Here is a 24257-nt window from a genome sequence, read left to right on the forward strand (position 1 = left end):
ACCGGGTCACCACGAGAAGGAGTCCGAGATGTCTGCCGTGAACGCCTATGCCGCACCCCGGGAAGCGGCCCCGTTGGAGAAGACCGTCATCGAGCGGCGCGAGCTCGGCCCGCTCGACGTGCTGATCGACATCGCCTTCGCGGGGATCTGCCATTCCGACATCCACACCGTGCGCGGCGACTGGGGCCCGCAGCAGTACCCGTTGGCTCCCGGCCACGAGATCACCGGCACGGTCGCCGCAGTCGGCGAGGCCGTCACCCGGCATGCGGTGGGCGACCGCGTCGGCGTCGGATGCCTGGTGAACTCGTGCGGCGAGTGCCGCAACTGTCTGCGCGGCGAGGAGCAGTTCTGCACCGAAGGCGCCGTGCTCACCTACGGCAGCACGGATCGCGACGGCACCGTCACGCAGGGCGGCTACTCCGAGCAGGTCGTGGTCACCGAAGCATTCGTCTTGAAGATCCCCGACGCGCTGGCTCTGGATGTCGCAGCTCCCCTGCTGTGCGCCGGCATCACGACCTACTCGCCGCTGCGGCACTGGAACGTCGGACCGGGCACCCGTGTGGCCGTCGTCGGTCTCGGCGGCCTCGGGCACATGGGCGTGCAGATCGCGCACGCACTCGGCGCCGAGGTGACCGTGCTCTCGCAGACTCTGAGCAAGAAGGACGACGGTCTGCGGCTCGGCGCCGACCACTATCGCGCCACGAGCGACCGCGAGACCTTCCGCGAACTGCGCTCGTCGTTCGACGTGATCCTCAACACCGTGAGCGCCGTGATCGACCTGCGCTCGTACCTGAGCCTGCTCGACGTCGGTGGGGCCATGGTGTGTGTGGGTGCTCCCGGCGAGCCCCTCGAGGTCGGCGTGATGTCGCTGATCGGTGGCCGGCGTTCGCTCGCCGGCAGCAACATCGGCGGCATCCGCGAGACCCAGGAGATGCTCGACTTCTGTGCCGAGCACGGCATCGCGGCCGAGATTGAGGTGATCTCCGCCGCCGACATCAACACCGCGTACGAGCGCGTGCTGGCATCGGACGTGCGGTACCGGTTCGTGATCGACGCCGCCACCTTCGGCTGAGCTCGGTGTGGAGTGCCGGCCCCCGACCTACCGGCGGCGCGTCGGCGGCAGGTCGATCGGGCCGGTGACCGAGAGCTCGTCCTCCCAGACCTCGATTCCCCGGATCCCGGGAAGCCGCGCTTTGGTGAAGACCGGGTCCAGTCCCTCGCGTCGCTGCTGCGTGTAGTCCGTGAGCAGCTTGAAGGCCACGCCGGAGAGCAGAGCGATCGCCACGAGATTCACGATCGCCATGAAGCCCATCGCCCCGTCGGCGAAGTTCCAGACGACGTCGGCCGACACGATCGAACCGACGAAGACTGCGGCGATGGCGAAGAGACGGTACCCGAGCAGGACAGCGGGCTTTGAAGTGATGAACTCGATGTTGGTCTGGCCGTAATAGTAGTTGCCGAGGATCGAGCTGAACGCGAGCAGGAAGATGATCACGATCAGGATGATGTTCGACCAGCTGCCGAGTGCACTGACCACCGCTCCCTGGGTCAACCCGATGCCGCGTTCGGCGTTGGCGAGATCGGGGACCGAGACGAGGATGATGAACGCGGTGATCGAGCAGACGAGGAACGTGTCGAAGTAGACGCCCAGGGTCTGGACGAGCCCCTGCTTGACCGGATGCGTCACCGCAGCGCTCGCACCGGCGTTGGGTGCCGAACCGAGCCCTGCCTCGTTGGAGAACATGCCCCGCTTGACCCCGGTGAGGATGATGTAGCCGAGCGCGGCGCCCACGATCTCGTTCGGCCCGAACGCCTGCGTGAAGATCATGGCGAAGACCTCGGGGAGGCGCTCGATGTGAATCGCCACGATGACGAGCCCGAGGAGCAGGTACAGCAGTGCCATGACCGGGACCAGGGTCTGGGTGACGGACGCGATGCGGCGCACACCTCCGAAGATCACCAGGCCCATGAGGACGGCGAGCGCCGCGCCGATGGCCCACGGCAACCATGCGGGGGCCCCGCCGCCCAGGCTCCCCGCGATGGTCGCCTGGATGGTGTTGGCCTGCAGCGAGCTGAACGCGATCGGGAAGCACACGATGAGGATGAGGGCGAACAGCACCCCCATCCAACGCGCGCCGAGTCCGCGCTGCATGTAGTACGCCGGCCCGCCGAGGAATCCGTCCTTGTCCCGCGTCTTGTACAGCTGCGCGAGCGAGGACTCGATGAACGAGGACGCCCCGCCGATGAACGCCATCAGCCACATCCAGAAGATCGCACCGGGTCCGCCGATCGCGATCGCCGTGCCGACACCGGCGATGTTGCCGACGCCGACGCGCGAGGCCGCGGAGATGGTGAACGCCTGGAACGCCGAGACGGATTGCGGCTCGCCGCTCTCGGTGCGCGGGGTGCGATCCGTCAATGTGCGAAACATCTCCGGGATCAAACGGAACTGCACGACGCCGGAGCGGATCGTGAAGTACAGGCCGAGGAGGACGACCAGGGGGAGGACGATCCACGTCCACAGGTTGTCGCCCCACGTCAGCAGCCACTCGTTCACAGGATTCATGCGCACAGTCTGGTGGAACTGATCCGATGACACCAGCTTTCGCGCGCACAGCATTCCGGTGGGAGGCGTCCGCCTCCGGACCCGCGCTCGGTGTCGGCCGTCGCGGATAGCCTGAGCGCATGACTTCTCTTCTCACGGGCCCCGATGCCCGCGACCGCTGCGCCTGGGTGGGCGACGACGACGAGTACCGTCGCTATCACGACGAGGAGTGGGGCACGCCGTTGCACGGCGACAGGGCGCTGTTCGAGAAGATGGCGCTCGAGGGGTTCCAGGCCGGCCTCTCGTGGATCACGGTCCTGCGCAAGCGGCCGCGGTTCAGAGAGGTGTTCGCGGGATTCGAGCCCGAGGTCGTCTCGGAGTTCGACGAGTCCGACGTCGAGCGTCTGATGGCTGACGTCGGCATCATCCGCAACCGCGCGAAGATCGAGGCGACCATCGGCAACGCCCGCATCGTGCGCGGTATGGCCGAGGGGGAGTTCGACGAGCTGATGTGGTCGTTCGCTCCGGCAGCGTCCGGCGCTCGTCCCGCGTCCTTCGCCGACGTCCCCGCCGTCACGCCGGAATCGACGGCGCTGAGCAAGGAACTGCGTCGTCGAGGGTTCCGGTTCGTGGGGCCCACCACCATGTATGCGCTGATGCAGTCGGGCGGGATGGTCGACGATCACATCGCGGGGTGCTGGCGGGCCTGAACGGCCGGCCGCCGAAGAGACGTCATCGGGATCGTCGAGGCCCTCGATATAATCGGTGACCGGGGGGATCTTCTGGCGCCGTGTGCCGGAGGAGTGCAGGGCACGGTCTCCCCGCCGACCGTGAGGAGCATGAGTGGCAACGCGCATGGCAGCGACACCGCCGACGCTGGCCGGTTACAGCTATGTGCGCCCGCTCGGTTCCGGTGGCTTCGCCGACGTGTTCCTCTACGAACAGGACATGCCGCGTCGGGTGGCCGCCGTCAAGGTGCTGCTGGCGGATGCCGTGAATCCCGAGGTGCTGCGCACGTTCAACGTCGAGGCCGATATCTCCGCCCGGCTGAGCGCGCACCCCTCGATCGTCACGATCTACCAGGCATCGATCTCGGCAGACGGCCGCCCGTACTTCGCGATGGAGTACTGCCCCGACACGATGAGTGCTCGCTACAAGAAGGCGCGGCTTCCTCTGGCGGAGGTTCTCGACATCGGTGTGCGCATGGCGGGCGCGCTCGAGACCGTGCATCGTGCAGGGCTGCTCCACCGCGACATCAAGCCGTCGAACGTGCTCGTCAATTCGCTCGGCGCCCCGGTGCTCGCTGACTTCGGGATCGCCGCCGCCGTGCTCGACGAAGGCGATGGCGAGACCATCGCGATGTCCGTGCCGTGGAGCTCTCCCGAGGTGCTGCAGGAACGCGTGTCGGGGTCGGTGCCGAGTGAGATCTGGAGCCTCGGGGCGACGCTGTACACCCTGCTCGCGGGACGCAGTCCCTTCGAGCGACCCGATCGGGGCTCGAACTCCCGCGACCAGCTCACCGAGCGGATCATCAAGGCCCGTTACACGGCGGTGCCGGTCGAGGGGATCCCCCCGATCATCGACGAGATCTTCGCGGCGGCCATGCACCGGGATCCTGCCAAGCGCCCGGCCACCATGGCGGAGTTCGCCGAGCGCCTGCGCTGGGCGCAGTACGAACTCGGCATCTCCCCGACCGCATTCGAGGCGGCCTCCGCGGAGTGGGCCGCAGCCGCCCCGGTGAGCTTCTCCGATTCCACCGTCCGCGGACCCGTGATCACGACGGTCGCCCCGGATTCGCGGCGGGCGGTGCGCGCCGCTCGCCCGCAGGTCGCATCGCGGGAGCGCGACGATCTTCCCTCTCATCCACGCCGTCGTGGGCGCTCGCCGCTGCTGATCGGTGTCATCGGCGCGCTCATCGGCGCGGCCGTCATCGCGGGTGCGGGCACCGCCGTCCTGTTCCTCACGGGGGTCCTCTGATGGCGATCGGCGACCGCGAGCGGGCGGAGACGAAGCCGCGTTCGCGGGGCCGGCTGATCGCGGCGATCTCCGCAGTCGCGACACTCGGGGTGGTCGTCACGCTCGCAGTCACGGCGCAGGGCTACCAGTCGCAGGAGGTCCCGCGCCTCGAATCGTCGGTGTGGGTCATGCGCGACAGCGGTCAGTACGCGCGGGTGAACACCGAGCTCGCCGAGATCGACACGGTCCGCAACGTCGATGACCCCGAAGCGGTCTGGCAGAGCGGCTCGACCGCGGTGCTCTACGCGCAGGGCAACAGGCAGCGGTGGGACGTCGACCCCGCCAGCCCCGCCGATCTGCTCTCCGACTCCTCCGAGGAGGGGACGCCGCTCGCGTCGCAGCCGACTCCCGCCGGTACCCGGGAAATCCTCTCCGCCGGCCCGTACGTGGCATATCGGACCGACACCGGACAGGTCTCGGTGTCCACGCTCGAGCCGGGGGCGGGCACCGCCCTCGTCGATCCGTTCGCGGAGGTCGAGGTCGAAGAGGGAGAGGACCCGCCGACCTATACGGCGGATGCGATCGGTCTGTCACCCGAAGGCCTGCTGGTGCTGTACTCCGCGGACGAGGCGGCCGTGCGGCGCTTCGACATCGACGAGCACCGCTTCCTCGGCGACTCGACCTCCGTGCCCGATGCGCCCGAGGCCGGCGAAGGGCTGGCGCTCACCGTCATCGGCGATCGCTGGGCCATGCTGCGCTCGGGCTCCGCCGAACTGTGGCTCTCCGGCAGGGACGAGCCGGTCGAGCTCGACGTGGCGGAGGACGCGAGGCTGCAGGGCGGTGCCGCATCGGGCGACGCGCTGATGGTCGCGGACTCCGACGGCCTCGTCTCCGTGGGGCTCGCTTCGGGCGAGGCCGAGCGGGTGGCCGAGGCGACGGGCGTCCCGGCGGCACCGGTCACGGTCCGCGGAAAGACCTACGCGGCGTGGCTCGACACGGGCGGCGGCACCCTGTGGACGGACGGCGAGACGGTGCCCCTGCGCGTGCCGGATGAGACTCTCGACTCCGCCACGATCGAACCCGTCTTCCAGGAGAACGGCGATCGCGCGGTTCTCACCGAGACCGGAACCGGCCTCATCTGGAACGCGCCGGACGGCGTGCTGATCCCCCTCGAGCAGTGGAAGATCGAAGACGACACGGAGCAGCAGGAGGGCACGATCATCGTCGAGGATGTGGCGGAGCAGCTCCCGCCCGTCGCGGTCGACGATGCGTTCGGCGTCCGTGCCGGCGAGCAGGTCATCCTTCCCGTGCTGCTGAACGACCACGATCCGAACAAGAAGGACGTCCTGACGATCGATCCCGATTCGGTGTCGGGCGGACTCGCCGACCCCGCCTTCGGAGAGCTGACTCTCGTCGCCAACGGGCAGTCGCTGGTCGTGAACGTGAAGGCCGGGTCAGGTCAGACCAGCTTCACCTACGCCGTGACCGACGGCGCCGCCGTGTCCCCGCCGGCGACCGTGACGCTGACGGTCGTCGACCCCGGTGTGAACTCGGCACCGGTGTGGTGCGGGGTCGACGCCTGCAAGCAGGAATGGCCGACGCCGCAGCTCCTCGCCGGAGGGAGCACGGTCGTCTCCGCGCTCTCCGGATGGGTCGATCCCGAAGGAGACGCCTTCGTCCTCAGCGATGCCTACGAGACCGACGCCTCCGCACCGGTGATGGTGGTGCCGATGGCCGACGGCCGCGTGGCCATCCGGCACACCGACCCGAACGCCGCGGATGCGGTGGTCTCGGTCACCGTCGTCGTGCAGGACGTGCACGGTGCGACCGCGGAGAAGACCCTCGACGTCCAGGTCACCGGAAGCCCGGCGCTTCAGGCGTCGCCGGTCGCGCTGACCGCCCGCGTCGGGGAACGTCAGTCCATCCGGATCTCGGATCACCTCTCCGGAGGATCGGGATCGTATCGACTGGTCGATGCCGTGCAGACGGCCGCCACGGCCCAGGGTCTGGAGGTGACGCCGAACGCCGCTGCGGGCACGGTCGAGCTGACGGTCGCCGAACCCGGTCAGTACGTGGTGACGTACACCGCGCAGGATGTCTCGACCCAGGCCGAGCAGTCGGCGGTCATCCGCATCACCGCGGTCGACGGATCTTCGGGGCTCGCGATGGCGCCGCTCACCGCGTTCGTGCGCGAGGGCGAGGACACGACGGTCGACATCCTCGGAGCGGTGCAGAACACCAGCGGCCGGGTCCTGATGCTGTCGGGCGCCGAGAGCTCGACGCCGCAGCTCAACGTGCGCGTCGTCGGCAACGAGAGCATCCGGGTCAACGGAACGACGGAGAGCGGTGAGCCGGGCGTCATCGGCAAGGCCACCGTGACCGTCGCGGACGGATCGGGTGCGGCCGTGGAGGGGACCGTCACGGTCTTCTTGGCTCCGCCGTCGAGCGTCACACGGCCGATCGTCTTCCCGGATGCAGTGACGGTGCGAGCCGGCTCGCTCACCCGCATCAACGTCGCGGCGAACGACGTCGCTCCCCGGGGCGAGCCGCTCGTCGTGCTCCCGGAGGTGACCGGCTCGGGCGAACCCGACGAGCTGGTCTTCGCCGACCGCAACGCCCTGCGGTACCTGGCCCCGTCGACCCCTGGCACCTACCGGCTCACGTACTCCGTCTCGTTGGAGCGCAACCCGTCGCTGTCCGACAACGGCATCGTGACGGTCACGGTGCTCCCGCCCGGCACCAACCGCGCTCCCACGCCGACGACCCTCACCGGCCGTGTCCTGAGCGGGCAGACGGTGTCCATCCGTGTGCCAGCGACAGGGATGGACAGCGACGGCGACGCGGTGGTGCTCGCCGGGGTCGAGCAGCCGGAGAAGGGCGCAGGAACCGCGACGATCTCGGCGAGCGGCGAGGCCATCGTCTACCGGGCGCCTGCCGCCGGCGTATCGGGCGGTCAGGTCTCGTTCCGCTATACCGTGCGCGACCCGCAGGGCGAAGAGGGAAGCGGTGTCGTCCGGATCGGCGTGCTCGATGCGGATGTCGAAGATGCCGCGCCAGTGACGTTCAGCGACTACGTCCGTGTCGAAGCGGGCTCCCGAACCCCCATCGTGCTGGATCCGCGCTCGAATGATCTCGACCCCGCGCAGAGCGAGCTCGAGATCACGGAGCTGGTCCCCAACGCACCCCCGGTCAAGGGGAATCCGCTGTATGAGCGACTGAACGCGCTGATCGACTCCGACACCTCGCTGAAGGACGGTCGGGTGGTGCTGCGCGCCGGAGAGACGGCGGGCACCAATTCGTACTTCTACACCGTGAAGTCGAAGCGGACCGGGAGCACGGCCCAGGGCCTCATCGTCGTCACGGTGACGGATGGCGCCGTGACCGACCAGCCGAGTGTGGCCGACACCGTCCTCACCGCACGGGACCGCGACGATCTCGCCGATCGCGGGATCGACGTCGTCACCGACCGCGTGAGCTGGCCTTCGGGCGACGCCTCGTCGCTCAAACTGAGTCTGTGGGGAGAGCAGCCGGGCTACACGGTGCAGGGCAACCGCATCGCGGGGACGGCCCCGGAAGACGGCGCGCTGGTGCCGTTCCAGCTCACCGGGAAGTCGGGAGGGCGCGACGTCGTCGCCTACGGCTTCCTCCGCATCCCCGCATTCGATGACATGCAGGTGCAGCTCAAACCGGGATCCACCCCGGTCGTGGTGGATGAGGACGCGTCCGCCTCCTTCCCCGTGAGCGAGTACGTCGACCTGTCGTCTTCGGATGCCGTGGAGGTCGGGACGGGGCAGTTCACCGCCCAGCGTGCCGCTGCATCCTGCGCCGCGGAGGGCTCGGGCAGCGGCGTGTACCGTGCCGGGCGTGAGGCGCCGTGGTCGGACACCTGCCTGGTGCCGGTGCGGCTGAAAGGCCAGGAGCGCTGGTCGTACATCGACGTGCCCATCAGCATCCGTCCCGCCGAGCCGCAGCTGCTGCTCTCCTCGATCGCGCACACGATCGCTCCCGGGGCGACGGAGAGCATCGACCTCTACGCCAACATGGCCGCCTGGGAGGGCGGTCGTGAGGGCAATGTCGGGTCGCTCGAGTATCGGATCGTGTTCTCCGGATCCGCGTTCATCGTCACTCAGAACGGGTCGAAGCTGACGGTCGAGGCTCGGGCCGATGCGCGGCCGGGCAACGCCGAGAACATCAGCGTCACGGTGGCGCAGTATGGCCAGCCGTCCGCATCCGTGCGCCTGGTCGTGGGTGCGGCTCCGCCGGATGCGCCCCGCGGAGCGACCTTCACGAAGCAGTGCATCGTCACGAGTCCGAACTGCTCGATCGACGTCGTCGACGTCGCGGGCGAGTACGACCCCTTCGCCGGCAAGCCGGGGTCGGGTCTGCGGCTGGTCTCGCTCGGAGCAGGCGCGCGTTGCGACGTCGCCTCGATCTCGGCGTCGGGCAGCAGGGCCATCACGGCGAGCTGGCCGGGCGGCGGGCAGGCTCCCGGAGGACAGTGCGTCATCCCCTTCGTCGTGTCGGATGCGCAGGGCCGCACCGGAACGGGAACCCTCACTCTCGACCTCCAGGGATTCCCGCAGGCACCGGCGAGCGTCACGACCGTCGGGTTCACTCGCACGACCGTCGTGCTCGAGGTTCCGCTCGGCGAGGCAGGTCGGGCGCATCCCGCCGTCTCGGGCGTGACGATCCTCCAGGACGGATCTCCCGCGAACGCGTCCTGCAGTCCGGCGGGCGGCGTGTACCGGTGCACCGTGAACGGTCTGGTCAACGGCGCACCCCATGCGTTCACCGCCGCCGCGGTGAACGCCGTCGGCACGTCGGCGTCGACGTCACCGCACACCAGTTGGGCCTACGCGGCTCCGGTGGTCTCGAACGCGACGGCGTCGCCGGTGTATCGACCCGGCACGTCGGACCGCGGACGCGGAGCCGTCGCGCTGTCGATCGACGCCACCGACGACGCGCTGTCCTTCCGAATCGAGGAGACGGGGGAGGTCATCAACCGGAACGGCGCGACGACGTCCGCGGACATCGTGCTGACCCCCGGCGCGCAGACCATCACGATCGTCCCCATCAGCCAGTTCCAGCCGCCCACCGGCGGCGGGAACGAGGGCGGCGGCTTCCGCACATCGGTCACGGCCGCGGGCACCGTGTACTTCGAACCCGGCTCGACGCACGCGGAGGCGGTCTCGAACACCTCGGTGAACGTCTCCGGCATCGCCGCACAGGCCAACGGGAGCGCATTGGGGATCGATGTCGTCTATGTGGCATGGCGCTCGGGCAACGTGAGCTGCAGCGCCGACGGGAACGGCCGTCTCTCCATCTCGGGGGCGGAGGTGCAGTCCTCCTCGCCCTCCATGCAGGGCCTCCAGCAGTACCAGGTGTACTACGTCAAGGCATGCGCATCGAACGGCTACGGCGTCGCGGAGTCGTCGACGACGTCGGAGTTCACGTTCAAGTTCGTCAACGGACCCGGTGGCGACACGACCTACAAGGTGGCGACTTCGCCCACGCGCGACGGCAACCGGTACGACTACGGACTGGCGTCGGCTCCGCGCATCGACGTCGAAGACGGATTCGTCCCGGAGTACGAGATGTACGGTCAGAGGCGCTCCGACTTCACCCTGAACCCCGACGCGTCGCCCGGCCAGGTGCGGGCGCGCGCCTGCCATGCCACGCAGGCCGGATCGTGTTCTGATCCGGTGAACATCACGGCGACGACGGCTCCCACCATCGTCAACGCGGTGTTCCGACCCTGCATGCCGGCGCGCGAAGCAGATGTCGTGACGGTGTCGGGTGCCGCTCGCGGGGCGTACACCCTCGAGTCGACCGCGGTGGTGGACACCCCCGGTGCCATCGACGTGAAGCTCACCTGGAACGGTGCCTATGCCACCCTGTCCCCGATCACCCATCGCGTCACGGGTGTGTGTCCCTGACGCGGGTCGCACGTCGAGCGCGCCCATGACCAATACTCTTGCCTTATGCCAGCCACCTCAGCCGCACCTGTGACCATCGCTCCCGAACAGGCATCCTGGTTCGCGGAGACGTTCTCGATCCTCACCGGCAACATCGAGCAGGCGATCCTCGGCAAGCGGCATGTGGTCGAGCTGGTGCTCGCCGCTGCCGTCAGCGGGGGGCACGTGCTCCTGGAGGACTTCCCCGGGACCGGCAAGACGGCGCTCGCCCGCGCGGTCGGCCAGACGGTGAACGGAACGAGCACGCGCATCCAGTTCACCCCTGACCTTCTTCCCGGCGACGTGACGGGGATCACCGTCTACGACCAGAAGGAAGGTGCCTTCGAGTTCCACGCGGGTCCCGTGTTCGCGAACATCGTGCTCGCGGACGAGATCAACCGCGCGAGCCCGAAGACCCAGTCCGCGCTGCTCGAGGTCATGGAAGAGGGCACCGTCACCGTCGACGGCGTGACCCGACCCGTCGGCGCGCCGTTCCTCGTGATGGCGACGCAGAACCCCATCGAGCAGGGCGGCACCTACCGTCTGCCCGAGGCGCAGCTCGACCGGTTCATGATCAAGACGTCGATCGGCTACCCCGACGAGGCGGCGACCATGCGCATCCTGCAGGGTGCGGGTCGACCGAAGCAGGTGCTCGACGGCATCGTGGGCACCGACACCATCCTCACGATGGGCGAGATGTCGCGCGGCGTGTACGTGAACCCGCTCGTCTCCGACTACATCATGCGCATCGTCGATGCGACCCGTCGCGCGTCCGAGGTGCGTCTCGGCGCCAGCGTCCGAGGTGCGCTCGCGCTCTCCCGCCTGGTCATGACGTGGGCCGCCAAGAACGGTCGCACGTTCGCGACGCCCGACGACGTGCGCGAGCTCGCCGTGGTGGCGCTCGCGCACCGTCTCGTGCTCGAGCCCGAAGCCGAGTTCGACGGAGTGACGGCCGTTGCTGTCATCGGACAGATCCTTCTCGACGTCGAACCGCCGCGCGAGAACGGCACTGCGTGAGCTTCAGCACCGAATCCCGCGTCACCCGCACGGCGGCACGCACGAGCACGTCGACGCGCACGAGCACCGTCACACGGTACGACACGACGCGTCGCGGCCCCGTGCGCGGAGCGGTGTTCGGTGTGCGCCGCGCGGCCCGCAACACCGGTCGCGCGGCGAGAGCGGCCGTCGCGTGGGTGCGCGAGACGGTCACCGCGGCGGGGATGCTGGTGGCCGTCGCCCTCGTGCTCGGCGTCGCTGCGGGGTTGCTCTTCGGGTGGGTCGAGGCCTGGGCCGTTGCAGCGATCGCCCTGGTGCTGCTGCTCGCCTGCGTCCCCTTCATCCTGGGCGCCCATGACTACCGGATCGACCTCGCCCTCGACCGCGATCGCGTCGTCGCTGGGGCCGAGATCGGCGCCACCCTCGACGTGCGCAACAACGGCGTCCGCCTCTCCCTGCCCGGGATCGTCGACGTGCCGGTGGGGGAGGGGCTCGTCGAGGCGCACGTCCCTCTGCTGCGTCCGGGAGCCCACCACCGCGAACAGCTCACGATCGCCGCGCACCGCCGTGGCGTCATCGACGTCGGCCCGATGACGATCACCCGGGGCGACCCGATCGGCATCCTGCGGCGTGAGCTGCGCTGGCCGGATGTGCAACGCATTCACGTGCATCCGGTGACCGTGCGCCTCCCGAGCACCAGCGCCGGGCTGATCCGCGACCTCGAAGGCACGCCGAGCACGACGCTGGTCGATGCCGACCTCTCCTTCCACGCCGTGCGCGAGTATGTCGTCGGCGACTCCCAGCGGCACGTGCACTGGAAGTCCACCGCCAAGACGGGCAAGCTCATGGTGCGCCAGTACGAGGAGTCGCGGCACGCGCGCATCGCCATCATCCTCGACCTCGACGCCGAGTCCTACGAGAGCGACGACGAGTTCGAGAACACCGTCAGCGCCGCAGCGTCCCTCGCATTGCAGGGCGTGCGCGACGGTCGCGATGTGCTGTTCTCCGTGAGCAACGAGATCCCGGAGCAGAGCCGTGCCGAAGTGCTCTCGATCCGCACCCTGCCGACGGTCACGCCCAAGGCTCTGCTCGACGCCACATCGACGATCGATCCGGCGGATCGCGTCATGCGGCTCGAAGCCGTCGCCGCCCTCACCGCGCAGTCGTATCCCGACCTGTCGATCGGCTTCCTGCTCACCGGCTCGCGCATGCCGCTCGACAGGCTCCGCCATGCCGCGGTGAAGCTTCCGGCGGCCGTCGAAGCCGTCGCGGTGCGCAGCGAGCTCGGCGAGCAGCCGACCATGCGCACGGCGCGAGAGCTCGCGGTGATGACGCTCGGCGCCCTCGGAGACCTTCCGCAGATGCTCGCCCGGGGAGCCCTCCGGTGAGCGCCGCGGGACAGAAGCGCGGTATCGCGCGGTCGCGCCGCACCGTCGTCCCGTCGGCGCTGACGCTCTGGTCGCTGGGATACGTGGTGGTCGGCGTGCTGCTCGCGACCGCCGCTGCCTGGCCCGTGTACGAGTCGCCCCGCGCGCTGGTGGTCGGATTCGTCGGCGGCATCCTCGGCATCGGCGTCGCCGTGGCGGCCCGTGCTCTGCGCTGGGGCACGCTCATCGCCGTGCTCGCCGCCGTCGGCGTGTACCTGGTGGTCTCGGTACCCCTCGCCATCCCGTCGGCGCTCTCCTCCGTTCCGGCCTTCCTCGGCGGTCTTCGCGATGCCGTGCTCGGAGTCGTCGTCGGCTGGAAGCAGATGCTGACGCTGAACCCGCCGCTGGGCGAGTACCAGGCCGTCCTCATCCCGTTCCTGGTCGTGATGCTGTTCGGCTCGTTCCTCGCCGCCCTCCTCGTGCTCGAGTCCGGGCGACGCGCCACGATCGCCGTGCCCGTCGTGGCGGCGATGAGCGTCTTCGGCATCGCGTTCGGGATCAGTGGCACCTCATCTGCCGTCGCCGTGATGGGAGTGAGTCTTCCGGCCCCGCGCGAGTGGCTGATCGGTGTCGCGCTCTTCGTCTCCTCCGTGGCCTGGCTCGTCGGTCGCGCGCGGCTGCAGCGCGCGGAAGCCCTGCGTGCCGTGGCCGCGGCGAACATCTCCCGTCGTGCGACTCCGGCGTGGCTGACCGTGCGTCGCCATCTGCTCTCGGCCGCCCTCGCCGTGGTCGCGCTCATCGCCGGGTTCGCGATCGCTCCGGCGGCGGCGGGCTGGTCCGACCGCTCCGTGCTCCGCGACGAGATCGAGCCCATGATCGTCGTGCAGCAGCAACCCAGCCCGCTCAGCTCCTACCGCTCCTGGTTCGCCGGTGACCGGCTCGATGCGACCGTTCTGCAGCTCGAGGGCGACGCCGGTGCCCTCGACCGCGTCCGCCTGGTCACCCTCGATTCCTATGACGGCGAAGACTTCCACGTCGCCGCGGACGATCGTTTCAGTCGTCTGCCCCGCACCGCGCTTCCCGCGACCGGCCGGGTGACGCTCGGCGTGACGATCGGCGAGGCCTACCGTGGCATCTGGGTCCCGGCGCCGGCCGGTCTCGCCGAGGCGCCCGACTTCTCCGGCCCCCGTGCGGATGACCTCGCCGACGGGTTCCATGTGAACGCCGGGGGCGACACCGCGATCACCGTCGCCGAGGCGCCCGGGGGCGGGGAGGGGCTCGTGCCCGGCGATCGCTACACCGTGCTCCTGGATGCTCCGGGGAAGCCGACTGACGTGACCGCGCTCCAGGGCGGGGTATCGAACCTCGACGCGGATCTCTACCCGGCGCTCGTCGAGTGGGCCGAGATGCAGGAGCAACCCCGCACCGGCGCCGGATACCTCGAACTCATCGATCGCCTCCGCGACCGCGGGTACCTCAGCCACGCGCTGCTCGACGACGAGGCGGCCGCGGGCTGGATCGCGTCGCTCAAGGAGTCGGAGGGCTACGCGTTCGCTCCGAGCTACGCCGGTCACTCCGCCGCCCGCATCGAGGAGCTGTTCACCGAGCTGATCGAGCAGGAGCGGAGGGCCGGAGCGGATGCCGCGCCCGAGCTGCTCGTGTCGGCTGTCGGAGACGACGAGCAGTTCTCCGTGGCGGCCGCGCTCCTCGCCGAGCACTGGGGCCTCGACTCGCGTGTCGTGCTCGGCGCACGACTCGGCTCTGCGGAAGAGGTGCCGGGGATTCCGTCGTGCGCGCAGGTGTGCACCGGGGCCAACATGACCGCCTGGGTCGAAGTGCGCAGCTCGGGAGGCGAGTGGACTGCCCTCGACACGACGCCCCAGTACGCGATGCTGCCGAGCTCCATCACCGAGGGCGAGCAGCTTCCCGAGCACCCGACCGTGCCCGAGCAGCCGCGCTCCGAGGCTCTGGATCCTCCTCAGGCGCAGAGTGACTCGAACAACGACGCACCGCCGCTCGAGGAACCGCAGTCCGAGGTGCTGGCGATCCTGCTGCCGATCCTCTCCGCCGTCGGTCTCAGCCTCCTCGCACTGGTGCTGCTCGCACTCCCGTTCCTGGTGCTCCTGCTCGCCAAGCGGCAGCGCGCCCGCGTCCGTCGCACCGCCGAGGACCCCGAGGTGCGCCTCGCCGGGGCCTGGGAAGAACTCGCCGACGTGTACGCCGACCATGGTGTGGACATGGAGTCGCAGGGGACGCGTTCACAGCGCGCGCAGTCGACCGACCGACCGGCGGCCGCGCGGTTGGCCGTGCTCGTCGATCGAGCCGTCTTCGCCGAGCATCCGCCCACGAATGACGACGCGACCGCCGCGTGGAAGATCGTGGATGCCGAACGGACGGAACTCTCGCACACCGGAAAGTGGTGGCACCGGCTGATCATGCGCGTGCGACCGACATCGTTCATCGTCAGGGCGCGGACCGCAGGCGGCATCCGCTTTCCCGGTGCCGGGCCCGTGCTCGGTACGCTCGGACTGACCGGTTCGCTCGGCGACCGGAAGAAGGGGGACTCATGACCGCGCCCGCAGACAGCGGCCTCGCCACGGTGCTCGTCATCCTCGGCGGTCTCGGACTGCTCATCGGCATCGCCGTCTACGTCTGGTACGCATTCGCCCTGTCACGCCTGTTCCCGCGCATCGACGGTGAGGGGTGGAAGGGGTGGGTCCCCGTTCTCAACGAGGCAGAGATCCTGGCGCGAGGGGGCATCCCGGCCTGGTCGGTGGTGTTCTACTTCATCCCCCTGGTGCAGCTCTACGGTCTCTACCTGAAGATCGTCGCCACCCACCGCATCAACAAGCGCTTCGGTCGTGGTGCCGGCATGACCGTCCTCGCCATCCTGCTGCCGCCTGTCTGGGCGACGGTGCTCGCCTGGGGAGCGGCGCCGTATCCGGAGGGCGACCGTCTGGCAGCCCTCCAGCCCGGACCGCGCCGCAGTGCTCCTCCCGCTGCCGCGCCCGCGCGGGATGCCTCGGGCTACACGATCCCCTCGCTGGCGCCATCCGGCAGCAGCGCGGCGGACGCTCCGGCGCTCGTCTTCCCCGACTACGCACCACCGTCCCGCGCGGTCGGGACGGACGCCGCAGCGGCGGTGCCACCTGGCGCGACCACGCCGGCGCCGTCTGCCTGGGGAGCGCCGCCGCAGCCGCCCCAGCAGCAGTTCGTCTCGCCGCCACCGGTCGCGGATCCTCCCGTTCGATCGTTCGCGCCCCCGCCCGTGCAGCCGCCCGCACCGCAGCCGCCCGCACCGCAGCCGCCCGCACCGCAGCCGCCCGCACCGCAGCCGCCCGCACCGCAGCCGTCGGTCGCGTTCGAGCAGGTCGCCCCGATCGCGCAGCCGGACTCTGCACCGCTCCCGTCCGCGCCGGAGGAGGCGCATCCGCCGACGGGGATCATGGCCGCCATGGGTGGCGTCCCTGCGGAGCCTCGCCTCCCGCAGCCTGCCGCTCCAGAAGCGCGGCCCGCTGCTTCCGAAGCTCCGGTTTCTGCTCCCGAAGTACAGGCCCCGCAGCCCCCGGCACCCCCGCTGTTCATCGAGGTCCCCTCCGCTCATCCGTCGACGTCGGTGTTCGAGCCGGTCCCGCGACCTGCGCCGCCTGCCGACGTCGAGCCGGTCGCTCCCGAGGTATCTGCTCCCGAAGCGCCTGCTCCCGAGCTTTCTGCTCCCGAAGCGCCTGTCGAGCCGCCGCAGCGCGTCGTGCGCTCGGTGCCGCCGTCGTTCCGGGAGGGGGGAATCCACGATGCCGAGCCGCAGGCGCCGACGATCCGCCCGGCTCCCGACGTGTCCGTCGCCCCCTCGCCCGTCGCCCCTTCGCCCGCAGCCGAACCCGTGGCGTCGATGCTCGCTCCCGAGCAGCCGATCACCCCGGTCGCCGCTGTCGCCCCCGCAGCGCCCGCTGCACCGTTCGCGCCGGCCGCACCGTCCGCGCCCGCGGCGCCGTTCGTACCGGTGGCGCCGCCTGCCGCTGCACCCGGCGGGCTCACCCCCGAGGTCGACGAGACGGTCGTCACGCCGCGTCCGACGGATGACGATCTCGACGCCACGGTCGTCGTCGCCCGCAAGCGCGGCGTGCGACGCGTGCTGGTGCTGGATGACGGCCGGCGGTTCTCGCTCTCGGGCGCGAGCGTCGTGATCGGGCGCAACCCGGTCGGCGACCCCGGCGAGCAGCGTCTGGCGATCTCCGACACCACCCGCACGCTGTCCAAGACGCATGCCCGTCTGGTCGTGCAGGAGGACGAGTGGCGTCTGACCGATCTGCACGCCACGAACGGCGTCGTGGTCGTCGCCGACGATGGCGCGGAGATGCTCCTCGACCCCGGGGAGAGCGTCATCGGCACGGGGCGCTTCATCCTGGGCGAGGTCGGCATGCACGTCGTCGCGGAGCGCGATTCGTGATGATCTCCTCCGTGGTCCTCAACGTCGCGTCGCTGACCGACACCGGACTCAAGCGCACAGCGAACGAGGACTCGGTGCTGGACGCATCGCCGGTTTTCCTCGTGGCCGACGGCATGGGTGGGCACGAGGCGGGCGACAGAGCGAGCGCGGCCGTCGTCGCGGCGTTCGAGCCGCTGCGGGGACGGGCCGTGGAGATCGACGACGTCCGTGATGCGCTGAGCCGTGCGGCGGCTGTCGTCGAAGACATCGCGGCCGAGCACAAACGCGGAGCCGGCAGCACAGTGACGGGCGTCGCTCTCCTGGAGCATGAGGGTACGCCGCATTGGCTCGTCTTCAACGTGGGCGACTCCCGGGTCTATCGGCATCACGGCAACGAGCTGACCCAGGTCACGATCGACCACTCCCTCGGGCAGGAGCTCGTCGACGCGGGTGAGCTGCGCGCGGAGGACCTCGCGTCGTTCTCGCAGCGCAACGTGATCACGCGTGCTATCGGCGCGCCCGACAGCACCGCGGACAGCTGGCTGCTGCCTGTCGTCGACGGCGAGCGTCTGCTGCTCTGCTCCGACGGCCTGAGCGGAGAGGTCAGCGACGAGGCCATCCGAGCGACGCTGACGATGAACGGACGACCCGAGACCGCAGCCACGGCGCTGGTGCGTCGGGCCCTGCAGGCCGGCGGCCGCGACAACGTCTCGGTGATCGTGATCGACGTCGTCTCCGGCGGCGCCCGCACGCGCCCCGACGACAGCACGGGCGGTCGTATCGCCGCATCCGCGCTCACCGATTCGATGCTCGAGGGCACGACGATCCCGGTGCGGGCACGATGAGCGACGAGACCGCGGGGGAGGGCGACGAGACTGTCGTCCTGAGCCGTCGAGACCGGCGTCGCGCCGGTGCGGTCTCCGATGCCGCCGAGGGGCAGCCGCCGGCAGACGCAGACGCAGACGAGGCCACCATCGTGGTGAATCGCGCGAAGACCGAGCCGCCGGCCGTGGCCGATGCCGAGCCCGAGGTTGTCGACGCGCCCGTGGAAGAGGTCGAAGCGGACCTGCTCGACGAGGCCACTGTCGTGGTCGACCGATCGGCAGCACCGAAGACCGACGCTCCCGACGAAGCCACCGTCGTCGTCTCCCGACCGGCGCGTCGCCTGCGGCGGAAACGCGTCGATGTGGCGGGCCCCGAGGAAGCCGAGCAGGAGAAGACCACGGCCACCCGGCGCGTCGAGTCGTTCGCGGCCCCTACCGACGGCCCGGCTCCCGCGATCTACAAGCCGCGCCCGGCTCCGCTCACTCCCGCCGCTCCGCCGGTCGTGGTCGGTGCGGCCGCACCCACCCGCGTCGAGGACCCGGGGCTTCCGTCCGTCGCGAAGCAGGGGCAGCGCTGGAGTCTGCTCACCCTCGGCGCCGCTGCCGGTGCGTGCGTCGTATCGGTGGCCGGTCTCGTGGCACTCGGGTTCGTCGTCTTCGGTTAGAGGCGCGGTGAACGGGTCGGATGTCTTCGGCCGATAAGCCTTCGTCAGAGCGCGGCCGTCGCGTAGGGTGGACGGGAATGGCCTTGAGGGGGGAACGTCCATGAGCGACGATGCAGAGCGGTTCTATGAGCTGCGCGATGAAGTCGACCGCGAAGCGAAGATGTACGCGGAAGCGGCCGACGGCGCCTTGCCTGATTCCTTCAGCGATGAGTCGGGTCTGATCACGGCTCGACTCGATGAGCGAGGTCTGCTGTCCTTCGACATCGCGGATCGGTGGCGCGACGGGATCGAGCCTTCGGCGCTCGGAGACCGTATCGTCGCGGCGTTCCAGGCGCTCAATGCGGCTCGGATCGAGGCGTGGGCGACGAACGTCGGCGACGCATCCGAGAAGGAGCATCGAGCTTCCCCGATTCCGTCGACGCAGGACTCGGTGGCCGGCAAGCTGCAGGAGGCGCTTCTGGCGCAGCCCGACAGCACCCCGGCGGTGGAGCAGGCGCTGGAGAACATGCTCGCTTTCCTCGACGACGTCTCCGCCAACCTCGACGAGACCTTCGCGGGAGCCCTCAGCCGGGGACGACAGACCGAGGAAGTCGCACCGCTCTCGCGCCACCTCACCGTCGAACTCGCCGCAGGTGGCCAGCTCGTCGCGGTCTCGTTGTCGCCCAACTGGGCAGCGAACTCATCGGGTGCGCAGATCTCCCGCGAGCTCAACGACACCCTGCGCGAAGCGTTCGACAAGACCGCGTCTGCGCGTGAGGCTGGTCCGCTGGACGGAAGCCCGCTCGAGAAGTACGGCCGCTACATCGACGATCCTGACGCCTTCGTGGCGTTCATCACGGGGAGGGAATGACATGGATCCGGAGATCGCACTCAGTTTCGAGGCGCTGACGAAAGATGCATCGATCTGGGACGAGGCCTCAGCCACGCTCCAGTCGAGCGCGAACGACCTCTCGGGGATCGAGGTGAACCGCGGAGCCTTCTCGTTCGCGGCGATCGACCTCGCCGACACGTATGCGGAGATGCACACGCGCGTGCAGCAGCTCCTCTCCGACGGCGCGAGTCGGACGAGCGAGGGTGCCGACGCGCTGCGCGCCGTGCGCGATGATTTCGAGCGGTACGAGGACATCACCCAATCTGAGCTCTATCGGATCTGGCAGCCGGCAGTCTGAGCGAAGGCGAGACAAGACAGATGAACCCCATCATTGACCGAGTCCTCGAGCTGCTCGAGAAGATTCAGCAGAAGCTCGACGAGATCGTGCGCCTCATCAACGCGGTGCTGCGCACCATCCCGGTCTATCTGAGTTGGATCGCGGACCGCGTGAAGGACGCGTGGGACACGACCATGCAGAAGATCAAGGAGATGTGGGACTGGCTGGCCGACAAGCTGAGCTACGTCGGTAATCCCTTCGTCCTCAACGGCGCCGCCGACGGATGGAAGAAGATGGGCGGGCAGGTGTCGCGTATCAACGACACGATCGTCGACGCGAATCTGTCCGTGGACGACCGGTGGGCAGGACGAGCGGCGGACCAGTACCAGCAGTCGCTGGAGCCGCAGCGGCGCGCCAACACGTCGATCATGTCCGACTATGCCGAGAACATCGGCAACGCCATGAGCGGCCTGGCCGTGGCCATCACCGTGTTCTGGGGTGCGGTCGCCGTCGCGATCATCACTCTTCTCAGTGCGCTGGCCGGTGCCGCCGTCGCCACGGGCACGATCATCGGTCTGCCCGCAGTGCCCGTGCTGGTGGGTCTCGGCATCGCGGGCTTCCTGGTCGCTGCGGGCGCCGGTGTCGCGATCCTCTACGTGTCGGCAGGTCAGGCGCGGACGACGATGACATCCACGTCGGCGGGCATCACCACCTGGCCGTCGATCGCAACCGCATGATGAGTGCAGCTGTGCCCGTGGCCCGGCCGCGGATCCCCGCGGTCGTCGCGCTCGTCGTCGGTGTGATCGCCGCGGTCGTGGCGATCATCTCCCTCATTAACGCTCCCGCTGACGGTGCTCTCCTCGGTGGCGGGCTGATCGCGGCGGTCGTCGCCGTCATCGCGTTCCTCTTCGCGGGCTACGGATTCCAACTCGCTCGATCCGCTTCGGCAGGACTTCCTGCTTCGGGCCCGCTGATGCTGCTCGCCTTCCTCGCGATGATCATCGGTGTGATCGGCAGCATGGGAGCGTTCGTTCTCAGCTCCGCGGTCGCCAGTCAGAACGGCGTCGCGGTGGCGATCATCGTGTTGCTGCTGGCGGTCGTCGTGACGATCGTCGGTTTCCGTCTCGTGCGGATCGCTCGCCAGGGCGGTCGGTCGAACTGACCGGAGCAGCCGCGGTCTGAGTGAAGGCGAGACAAGACAAATGAGCCCCAGTTCCCGGGCGCGACCGAGAATTCCCGCGATCATCTCGCTCGTGGTGGGTGTCCTCGTCTCGATCATGGCTGTCGCCTCCCTTGCCGGTGCACTCACCGATGGTGCTCTTCTCGGCGTGGGCTTGGTCGCGGCCGCCGTTGCTGCGGCTGCCTTCTTGCTCGCCCGGTGCGGGTTTCGGCTTGCCAATCCGGTGCCGGGGAAGGAAGTTCGCCTGGGCGTGGTGATGTGGCTGCTCGCGATCGTCTTCTTCGTCGGTGTGATCGGCAGCATGGCAGCGTTCGTGATCAGCTCCGCGATGACGAGCCAGGGCGGGGCCGGTACCGCTCTCATCCTCCTTCTGCTGTCGGGGGTTCTGACTGTCGCCGGCGCTCGGGTCTTGGGGATCGCGTCTGTCCGGCGCCGAGCGCTCGAAGGCAGCTGACGACTCCTCGGCGGGCCCTACTGATCGGTGAGGGCCTCGGCGGGTCCCTCCCGGGGTCGTGTCAGTCGAACTGACCGGCGGCGTCGCCCGGCTCCGGCCGTTCGAGGAGTCCACCAGAGCGCTCCGATGCCGCGGGATCCTCCGCGGGGACATCCTTGCGTCGCCGCAGCACGATGAGGATGCCGAGCACGCCGAGCAGGCTTGCCCCGCCGATCGCTGCGAACAGCGTGGCCTCGCGGGTGAGGGCGAACGGCGACGCACCGTGGTCGGGGTCGACGGTCGCCACGGGCGGGCGCACCGCGCTGTCGGCCGTGTCGAAGAAGGGGCTGACGGGCCCTCGGGTGGTGGCGTCGGGCAGGAGCTGGATGGCGGCGGAGGGCTGGATGAATCCCCACCCGTTCACGTCGTCGCGGTTGTCGGCATCTGCGCGGAGGGCGGTCGCGGTGAGGCGGTAGGCCCAGCCGGCGGGAGGGTCTTCCGGGTGCGCTTCGGCGACCAGCGCAGCGGCGGCGCTCACATATCCGGTCGCGAAGCTCGACGCCGGGGCGTCGGAGGCGAAGAGGCAGTCGCCGCCACCGGTCGCGGACGTGAGCACGTTGCTTCCAGGAGCCGTGACGCCGACCTGCGGGCCGTGGATCGAGGCGTCCGTGGCGAGGCCGTTGGCGTCAGCGGCGCTGACCCCGAGCACCTGCTCGTAGGCGGCGGGGTAGCGGGGTCCGTCTTCGGCTTCGGCGTCGGATGCTCTGTTGCCCCCGCTCGCCACGACCAGTGCTCCGACCGCCGCGGCGTGCTCCACGGCGGCGCGGAGGTCGTCGGAGTTCGATGCCTGTGACATAGAGACGTTGATGATGTCGGCGCCGTTGTCGGCAGCCCAGTGGATGCCGTTGGCGATGCGTTCCGACGTGGGACCGAAGCCCTTGTCGACGTCCTGTGGCAAATCGCTGCGGAAGACCCGCACCGACAGCAGGCGGGCGTCGGGGGCGAGGCCGACCACGCCGGACCCGGCGACCGGCTGGCCGGCGATCTGACCCGCGATGGCCGTTCCGTGTCCGGCGATGTCGCTCATCCCGTCACCGCGTTCGCCGTCGCCGACGAGGTCGATGCCACCGACGACCACTCCGGCGAGGTGAGGGTTGCCGGCATCGATCCCTGAATCGACCACCGCGACGACGACGCCCGCACCGGTGGCGAGGCGGTTCGCGTCTTCGGCGCCGAGCGCGGCGAGTGCGGCAGGAGCCTCGGGTGTGAACACGACGTTTCCGGGCTCGCAGGCACCGGTCGCCGCCGAGACGATGGAGGCGGGAGCGGAGGTCGATGCCAGCGCGGAGGCGGGGGTGCCGAACACGGCTGCGCCCAGAACGAGGGTCGCGAGGGCGGCGCGTCGACGCATCACTTCGTCCCGGATCCGGGCGATTCTCTCGCGGCCTCGGTGGTCAGGGCCGGTCCCGCGGCGAAGAACTCGATCCACGCGTTCGAGACACGTCCGATGTCGGCGGGGGAGTAGCCGAGCTGGGCGATGGCGTCGCTCGCGGCCTCCTCGGCATCCGGCTCGACGACCGCTCCGGGGATCGCGTACGCGGTGCCCGACTCGTCGACCAGCACAGCCATGCCGACAGCATCGTCTGACGCGCCGCGCACCTGTACGAGGGCGCCGCCGCCGACGGCGACGTCGACGCGGCTGCGCTCTTCCGGCAGCTCGGAGGTCGTCGCACCGAGCACCGTGCGGGCGTCGTCGCCGAGGACGGCGCAGGGGGTCTCGCCCGCCGCGAGCGTCGTCAGAGGCTGTGTCGGCCAGTCGTCGCCACCCGCGTTCGGAACGGTCGGCACGTTGGCGACCTCGGCGGGCGACACCTCTTCTTCGGCGCCGGCTTCCTCTCCGCTGCCGAGCAGATACAGCTGGTAGGCGAGCGGGCTGAGACGCGCGAGCTCCCCTGTGGCGAGGGCCACGTAGCGCTCGTCGGCCGGGCTGCCCTGCACGTGCACGATCGTGCCGGCTGTCAGGTCGGTGCCGGGAACGGAGGCGCCGACGGCGTTGAGACGGATCGGCTCGAGGTCTGCACCGGCGTCGAAGAGGTTCAGCCAGCGGCCGTCGACCTCATACACGTCGCTGGTGCCGAGACCCACTGCACGCAGCACGGCGTTCGCGTCGTCGGCGGGCACGGCGTGGCGGAGGCCGTCGGCGATCACGAACAGCTCGTCTCCGCGCTGCACCACGGTACCGGTGCCGTTCGAGACGTCGGCGATCGGGTCGTTCGACAGCGACACGGCCGTGCCGGCGGAGTCGTCGACGCACGCGGTCCACGACGAGTTGATGAGGGCACTCGGCGCGGGCAGATCGTCGGGGGCACCGAGGATGCCGATCGAGCTTCCGACGGGGATGCCGTCGAGTGCTGACTGGTCGGTGCGCACGACCTTGAACTCGCCGGCCGGGATCAACAGGTGGGCGCTGGCGGTGTTGATCACCGGATACAGGGTGCCCTCGACCGAGACGTAGCGCGCCCCGGTGTCGGTGGCGATGATCAGACGGTTGTTCTGCCAGTCGCCGGGAAGGCCGGGCTGCATGATCCCCCAGAACACTCCGACGAGGATGACGCCGACGGTGAGGGCGACGCCGGCGACCACGGCGCGCAGCGGCTTCGCCGGGTCGAGTTCCTTGCCTCCGGGTGCTCCGCCGGTGAAGGCGGAGAGGAGCCGTCGTCTGCTGAAGCCCTGGGCTTCGATGAGATCTTTCTTGGTCGCCAT

General features: G+C 69.7%; 18 protein-coding genes. 15 read left to right on the plus strand and 3 right to left on the minus strand.

Annotated elements, in window-relative coordinates; translation table 11 throughout:
- Positions 1–28 precede the first annotated feature (28 nt).
- Entirely contained in the window at positions 29–1072 is a 1044-nt protein-coding gene (locus ACFVWL_RS09820) for an NAD(P)-dependent alcohol dehydrogenase (protein WP_387181762.1), read from the plus strand.
- A 27-nt stretch (positions 1073–1099) separates the two neighbouring features.
- Here the strand turns inward: ACFVWL_RS09820 and ACFVWL_RS09825 are convergent, their stop codons facing one another.
- Positions 1100–2566, minus strand: coding sequence for an alanine/glycine:cation symporter family protein (locus ACFVWL_RS09825; RefSeq protein ID WP_387181765.1), 1467 nt, complete (start codon positions 2564–2566; stop codon positions 1100–1102).
- A 119-nt stretch (positions 2567–2685) separates the two neighbouring features.
- Here ACFVWL_RS09825 and ACFVWL_RS09830 point away from each other — a divergent pair, with 119 nt between their 5' ends.
- The 14 genes from ACFVWL_RS09830 (at position 2686) to ACFVWL_RS09895 (ending at position 21515) form a co-directional block, all read left to right on the plus strand.
- Entirely contained in the window at positions 2686–3255 is a 570-nt protein-coding gene (locus tag ACFVWL_RS09830) for a DNA-3-methyladenine glycosylase I (protein ID WP_387181768.1), read from the plus strand.
- A 133-nt stretch (positions 3256–3388) separates the two neighbouring features.
- Positions 3389–4522 carry a serine/threonine-protein kinase gene (locus tag ACFVWL_RS09835; RefSeq protein ID WP_387181770.1) on the plus strand — a complete coding sequence of 378 codons (1134 nt, stop codon included), beginning with the start codon at positions 3389–3391 and terminating at the stop codon, positions 4520–4522.
- The gene (locus tag ACFVWL_RS09840; protein ID WP_387181773.1) at positions 4522–10437 is read left to right on the plus strand and encodes an Ig-like domain-containing protein; all 5916 of its coding nucleotides are present in this window, start codon (positions 4522–4524) and stop codon (positions 10435–10437) included. The genes ACFVWL_RS09835 and ACFVWL_RS09840 overlap by 1 nt, the downstream gene beginning before the upstream one ends.
- Positions 10438–10506: 69 nt before the next feature.
- A complete protein-coding gene (locus tag ACFVWL_RS09845) occupies positions 10507–11472 on the plus strand; it encodes an AAA family ATPase (protein ID WP_387183587.1) in 966 nt (321 codons plus the stop codon).
- Positions 11469–12839, plus strand: a complete 1371-nt coding sequence (locus ACFVWL_RS09850) for a DUF58 domain-containing protein (protein ID WP_387181775.1) — start codon at positions 11469–11471, stop codon at positions 12837–12839. Before ACFVWL_RS09845 ends, ACFVWL_RS09850 begins: the two co-directional genes overlap by 4 nt.
- On the plus strand, positions 12836–15388 hold the full coding sequence (locus ACFVWL_RS09855; protein ID WP_387181778.1) for a transglutaminase domain-containing protein: 2553 nt from the start codon (positions 12836–12838) through the stop codon (positions 15386–15388). The genes ACFVWL_RS09850 and ACFVWL_RS09855 overlap by 4 nt, the downstream gene beginning before the upstream one ends.
- Entirely contained in the window at positions 15385–17265 is a 1881-nt protein-coding gene (locus tag ACFVWL_RS09860) for a DUF5684 domain-containing protein (protein ID WP_387181781.1), read from the plus strand. Before ACFVWL_RS09855 ends, ACFVWL_RS09860 begins: the two co-directional genes overlap by 4 nt.
- Entirely contained in the window at positions 17265–18089 is an 825-nt protein-coding gene (locus ACFVWL_RS09865; RefSeq protein ID WP_387183588.1) for a PP2C family protein-serine/threonine phosphatase, read from the plus strand. The genes ACFVWL_RS09860 and ACFVWL_RS09865 overlap by 1 nt, the downstream gene beginning before the upstream one ends.
- On the plus strand, positions 18086–18733 hold the full coding sequence (locus ACFVWL_RS09870) for a hypothetical protein (protein ID WP_387181783.1): 648 nt from the start codon (positions 18086–18088) through the stop codon (positions 18731–18733). Before ACFVWL_RS09865 ends, ACFVWL_RS09870 begins: the two co-directional genes overlap by 4 nt.
- Before the next feature lie 100 nt (positions 18734–18833).
- On the plus strand, positions 18834–19583 hold the full coding sequence (locus ACFVWL_RS09875) for a hypothetical protein (protein WP_387181786.1): 750 nt from the start codon (positions 18834–18836) through the stop codon (positions 19581–19583).
- Between the two features lies 1 nt (position 19584).
- A complete protein-coding gene (locus ACFVWL_RS09880) occupies positions 19585–19902 on the plus strand; it encodes a hypothetical protein (protein ID WP_387181789.1) in 318 nt (105 codons plus the stop codon).
- Between the two features lie 20 nt (positions 19903–19922).
- Entirely contained in the window at positions 19923–20618 is a 696-nt protein-coding gene (locus ACFVWL_RS09885; protein ID WP_387181791.1) for a hypothetical protein, read from the plus strand.
- Positions 20618–21043 (plus strand): hypothetical protein, encoded by a 426-nt coding sequence (locus tag ACFVWL_RS09890; RefSeq protein ID WP_387181794.1) that lies wholly within the window; start codon positions 20618–20620, stop codon positions 21041–21043. Before ACFVWL_RS09885 ends, ACFVWL_RS09890 begins: the two co-directional genes overlap by 1 nt.
- A 40-nt stretch (positions 21044–21083) precedes the next feature.
- The gene (locus ACFVWL_RS09895) at positions 21084–21515 is read left to right on the plus strand and encodes a hypothetical protein (RefSeq protein WP_387181797.1); all 432 of its coding nucleotides are present in this window, start codon (positions 21084–21086) and stop codon (positions 21513–21515) included.
- 61 nt (positions 21516–21576) lie between these two features.
- Here ACFVWL_RS09895 and ACFVWL_RS09900 read toward each other — a convergent pair whose 3' ends face one another.
- Together ACFVWL_RS09900 and eccB are read right to left on the minus strand one after the other, a co-directional pair.
- Positions 21577–22905 (minus strand): S8 family serine peptidase, encoded by a 1329-nt coding sequence (locus ACFVWL_RS09900; RefSeq protein WP_387181800.1) that lies wholly within the window; start codon positions 22903–22905, stop codon positions 21577–21579.
- Complete coding sequence (eccB, locus tag ACFVWL_RS09905) at positions 22905–24257, minus strand: type VII secretion protein EccB (protein ID WP_387181803.1); 1353 nt, start codon at positions 24255–24257, stop codon at positions 22905–22907. The genes ACFVWL_RS09900 and eccB overlap by 1 nt, the downstream gene beginning before the upstream one ends.

Origin of the sequence: Microbacterium sp. NPDC058269 (assembly GCF_042881445.1) — a bacterium.
In the GTDB taxonomy this organism is placed as follows: domain Bacteria; phylum Actinomycetota; class Actinomycetes; order Actinomycetales; family Microbacteriaceae; genus Microbacterium.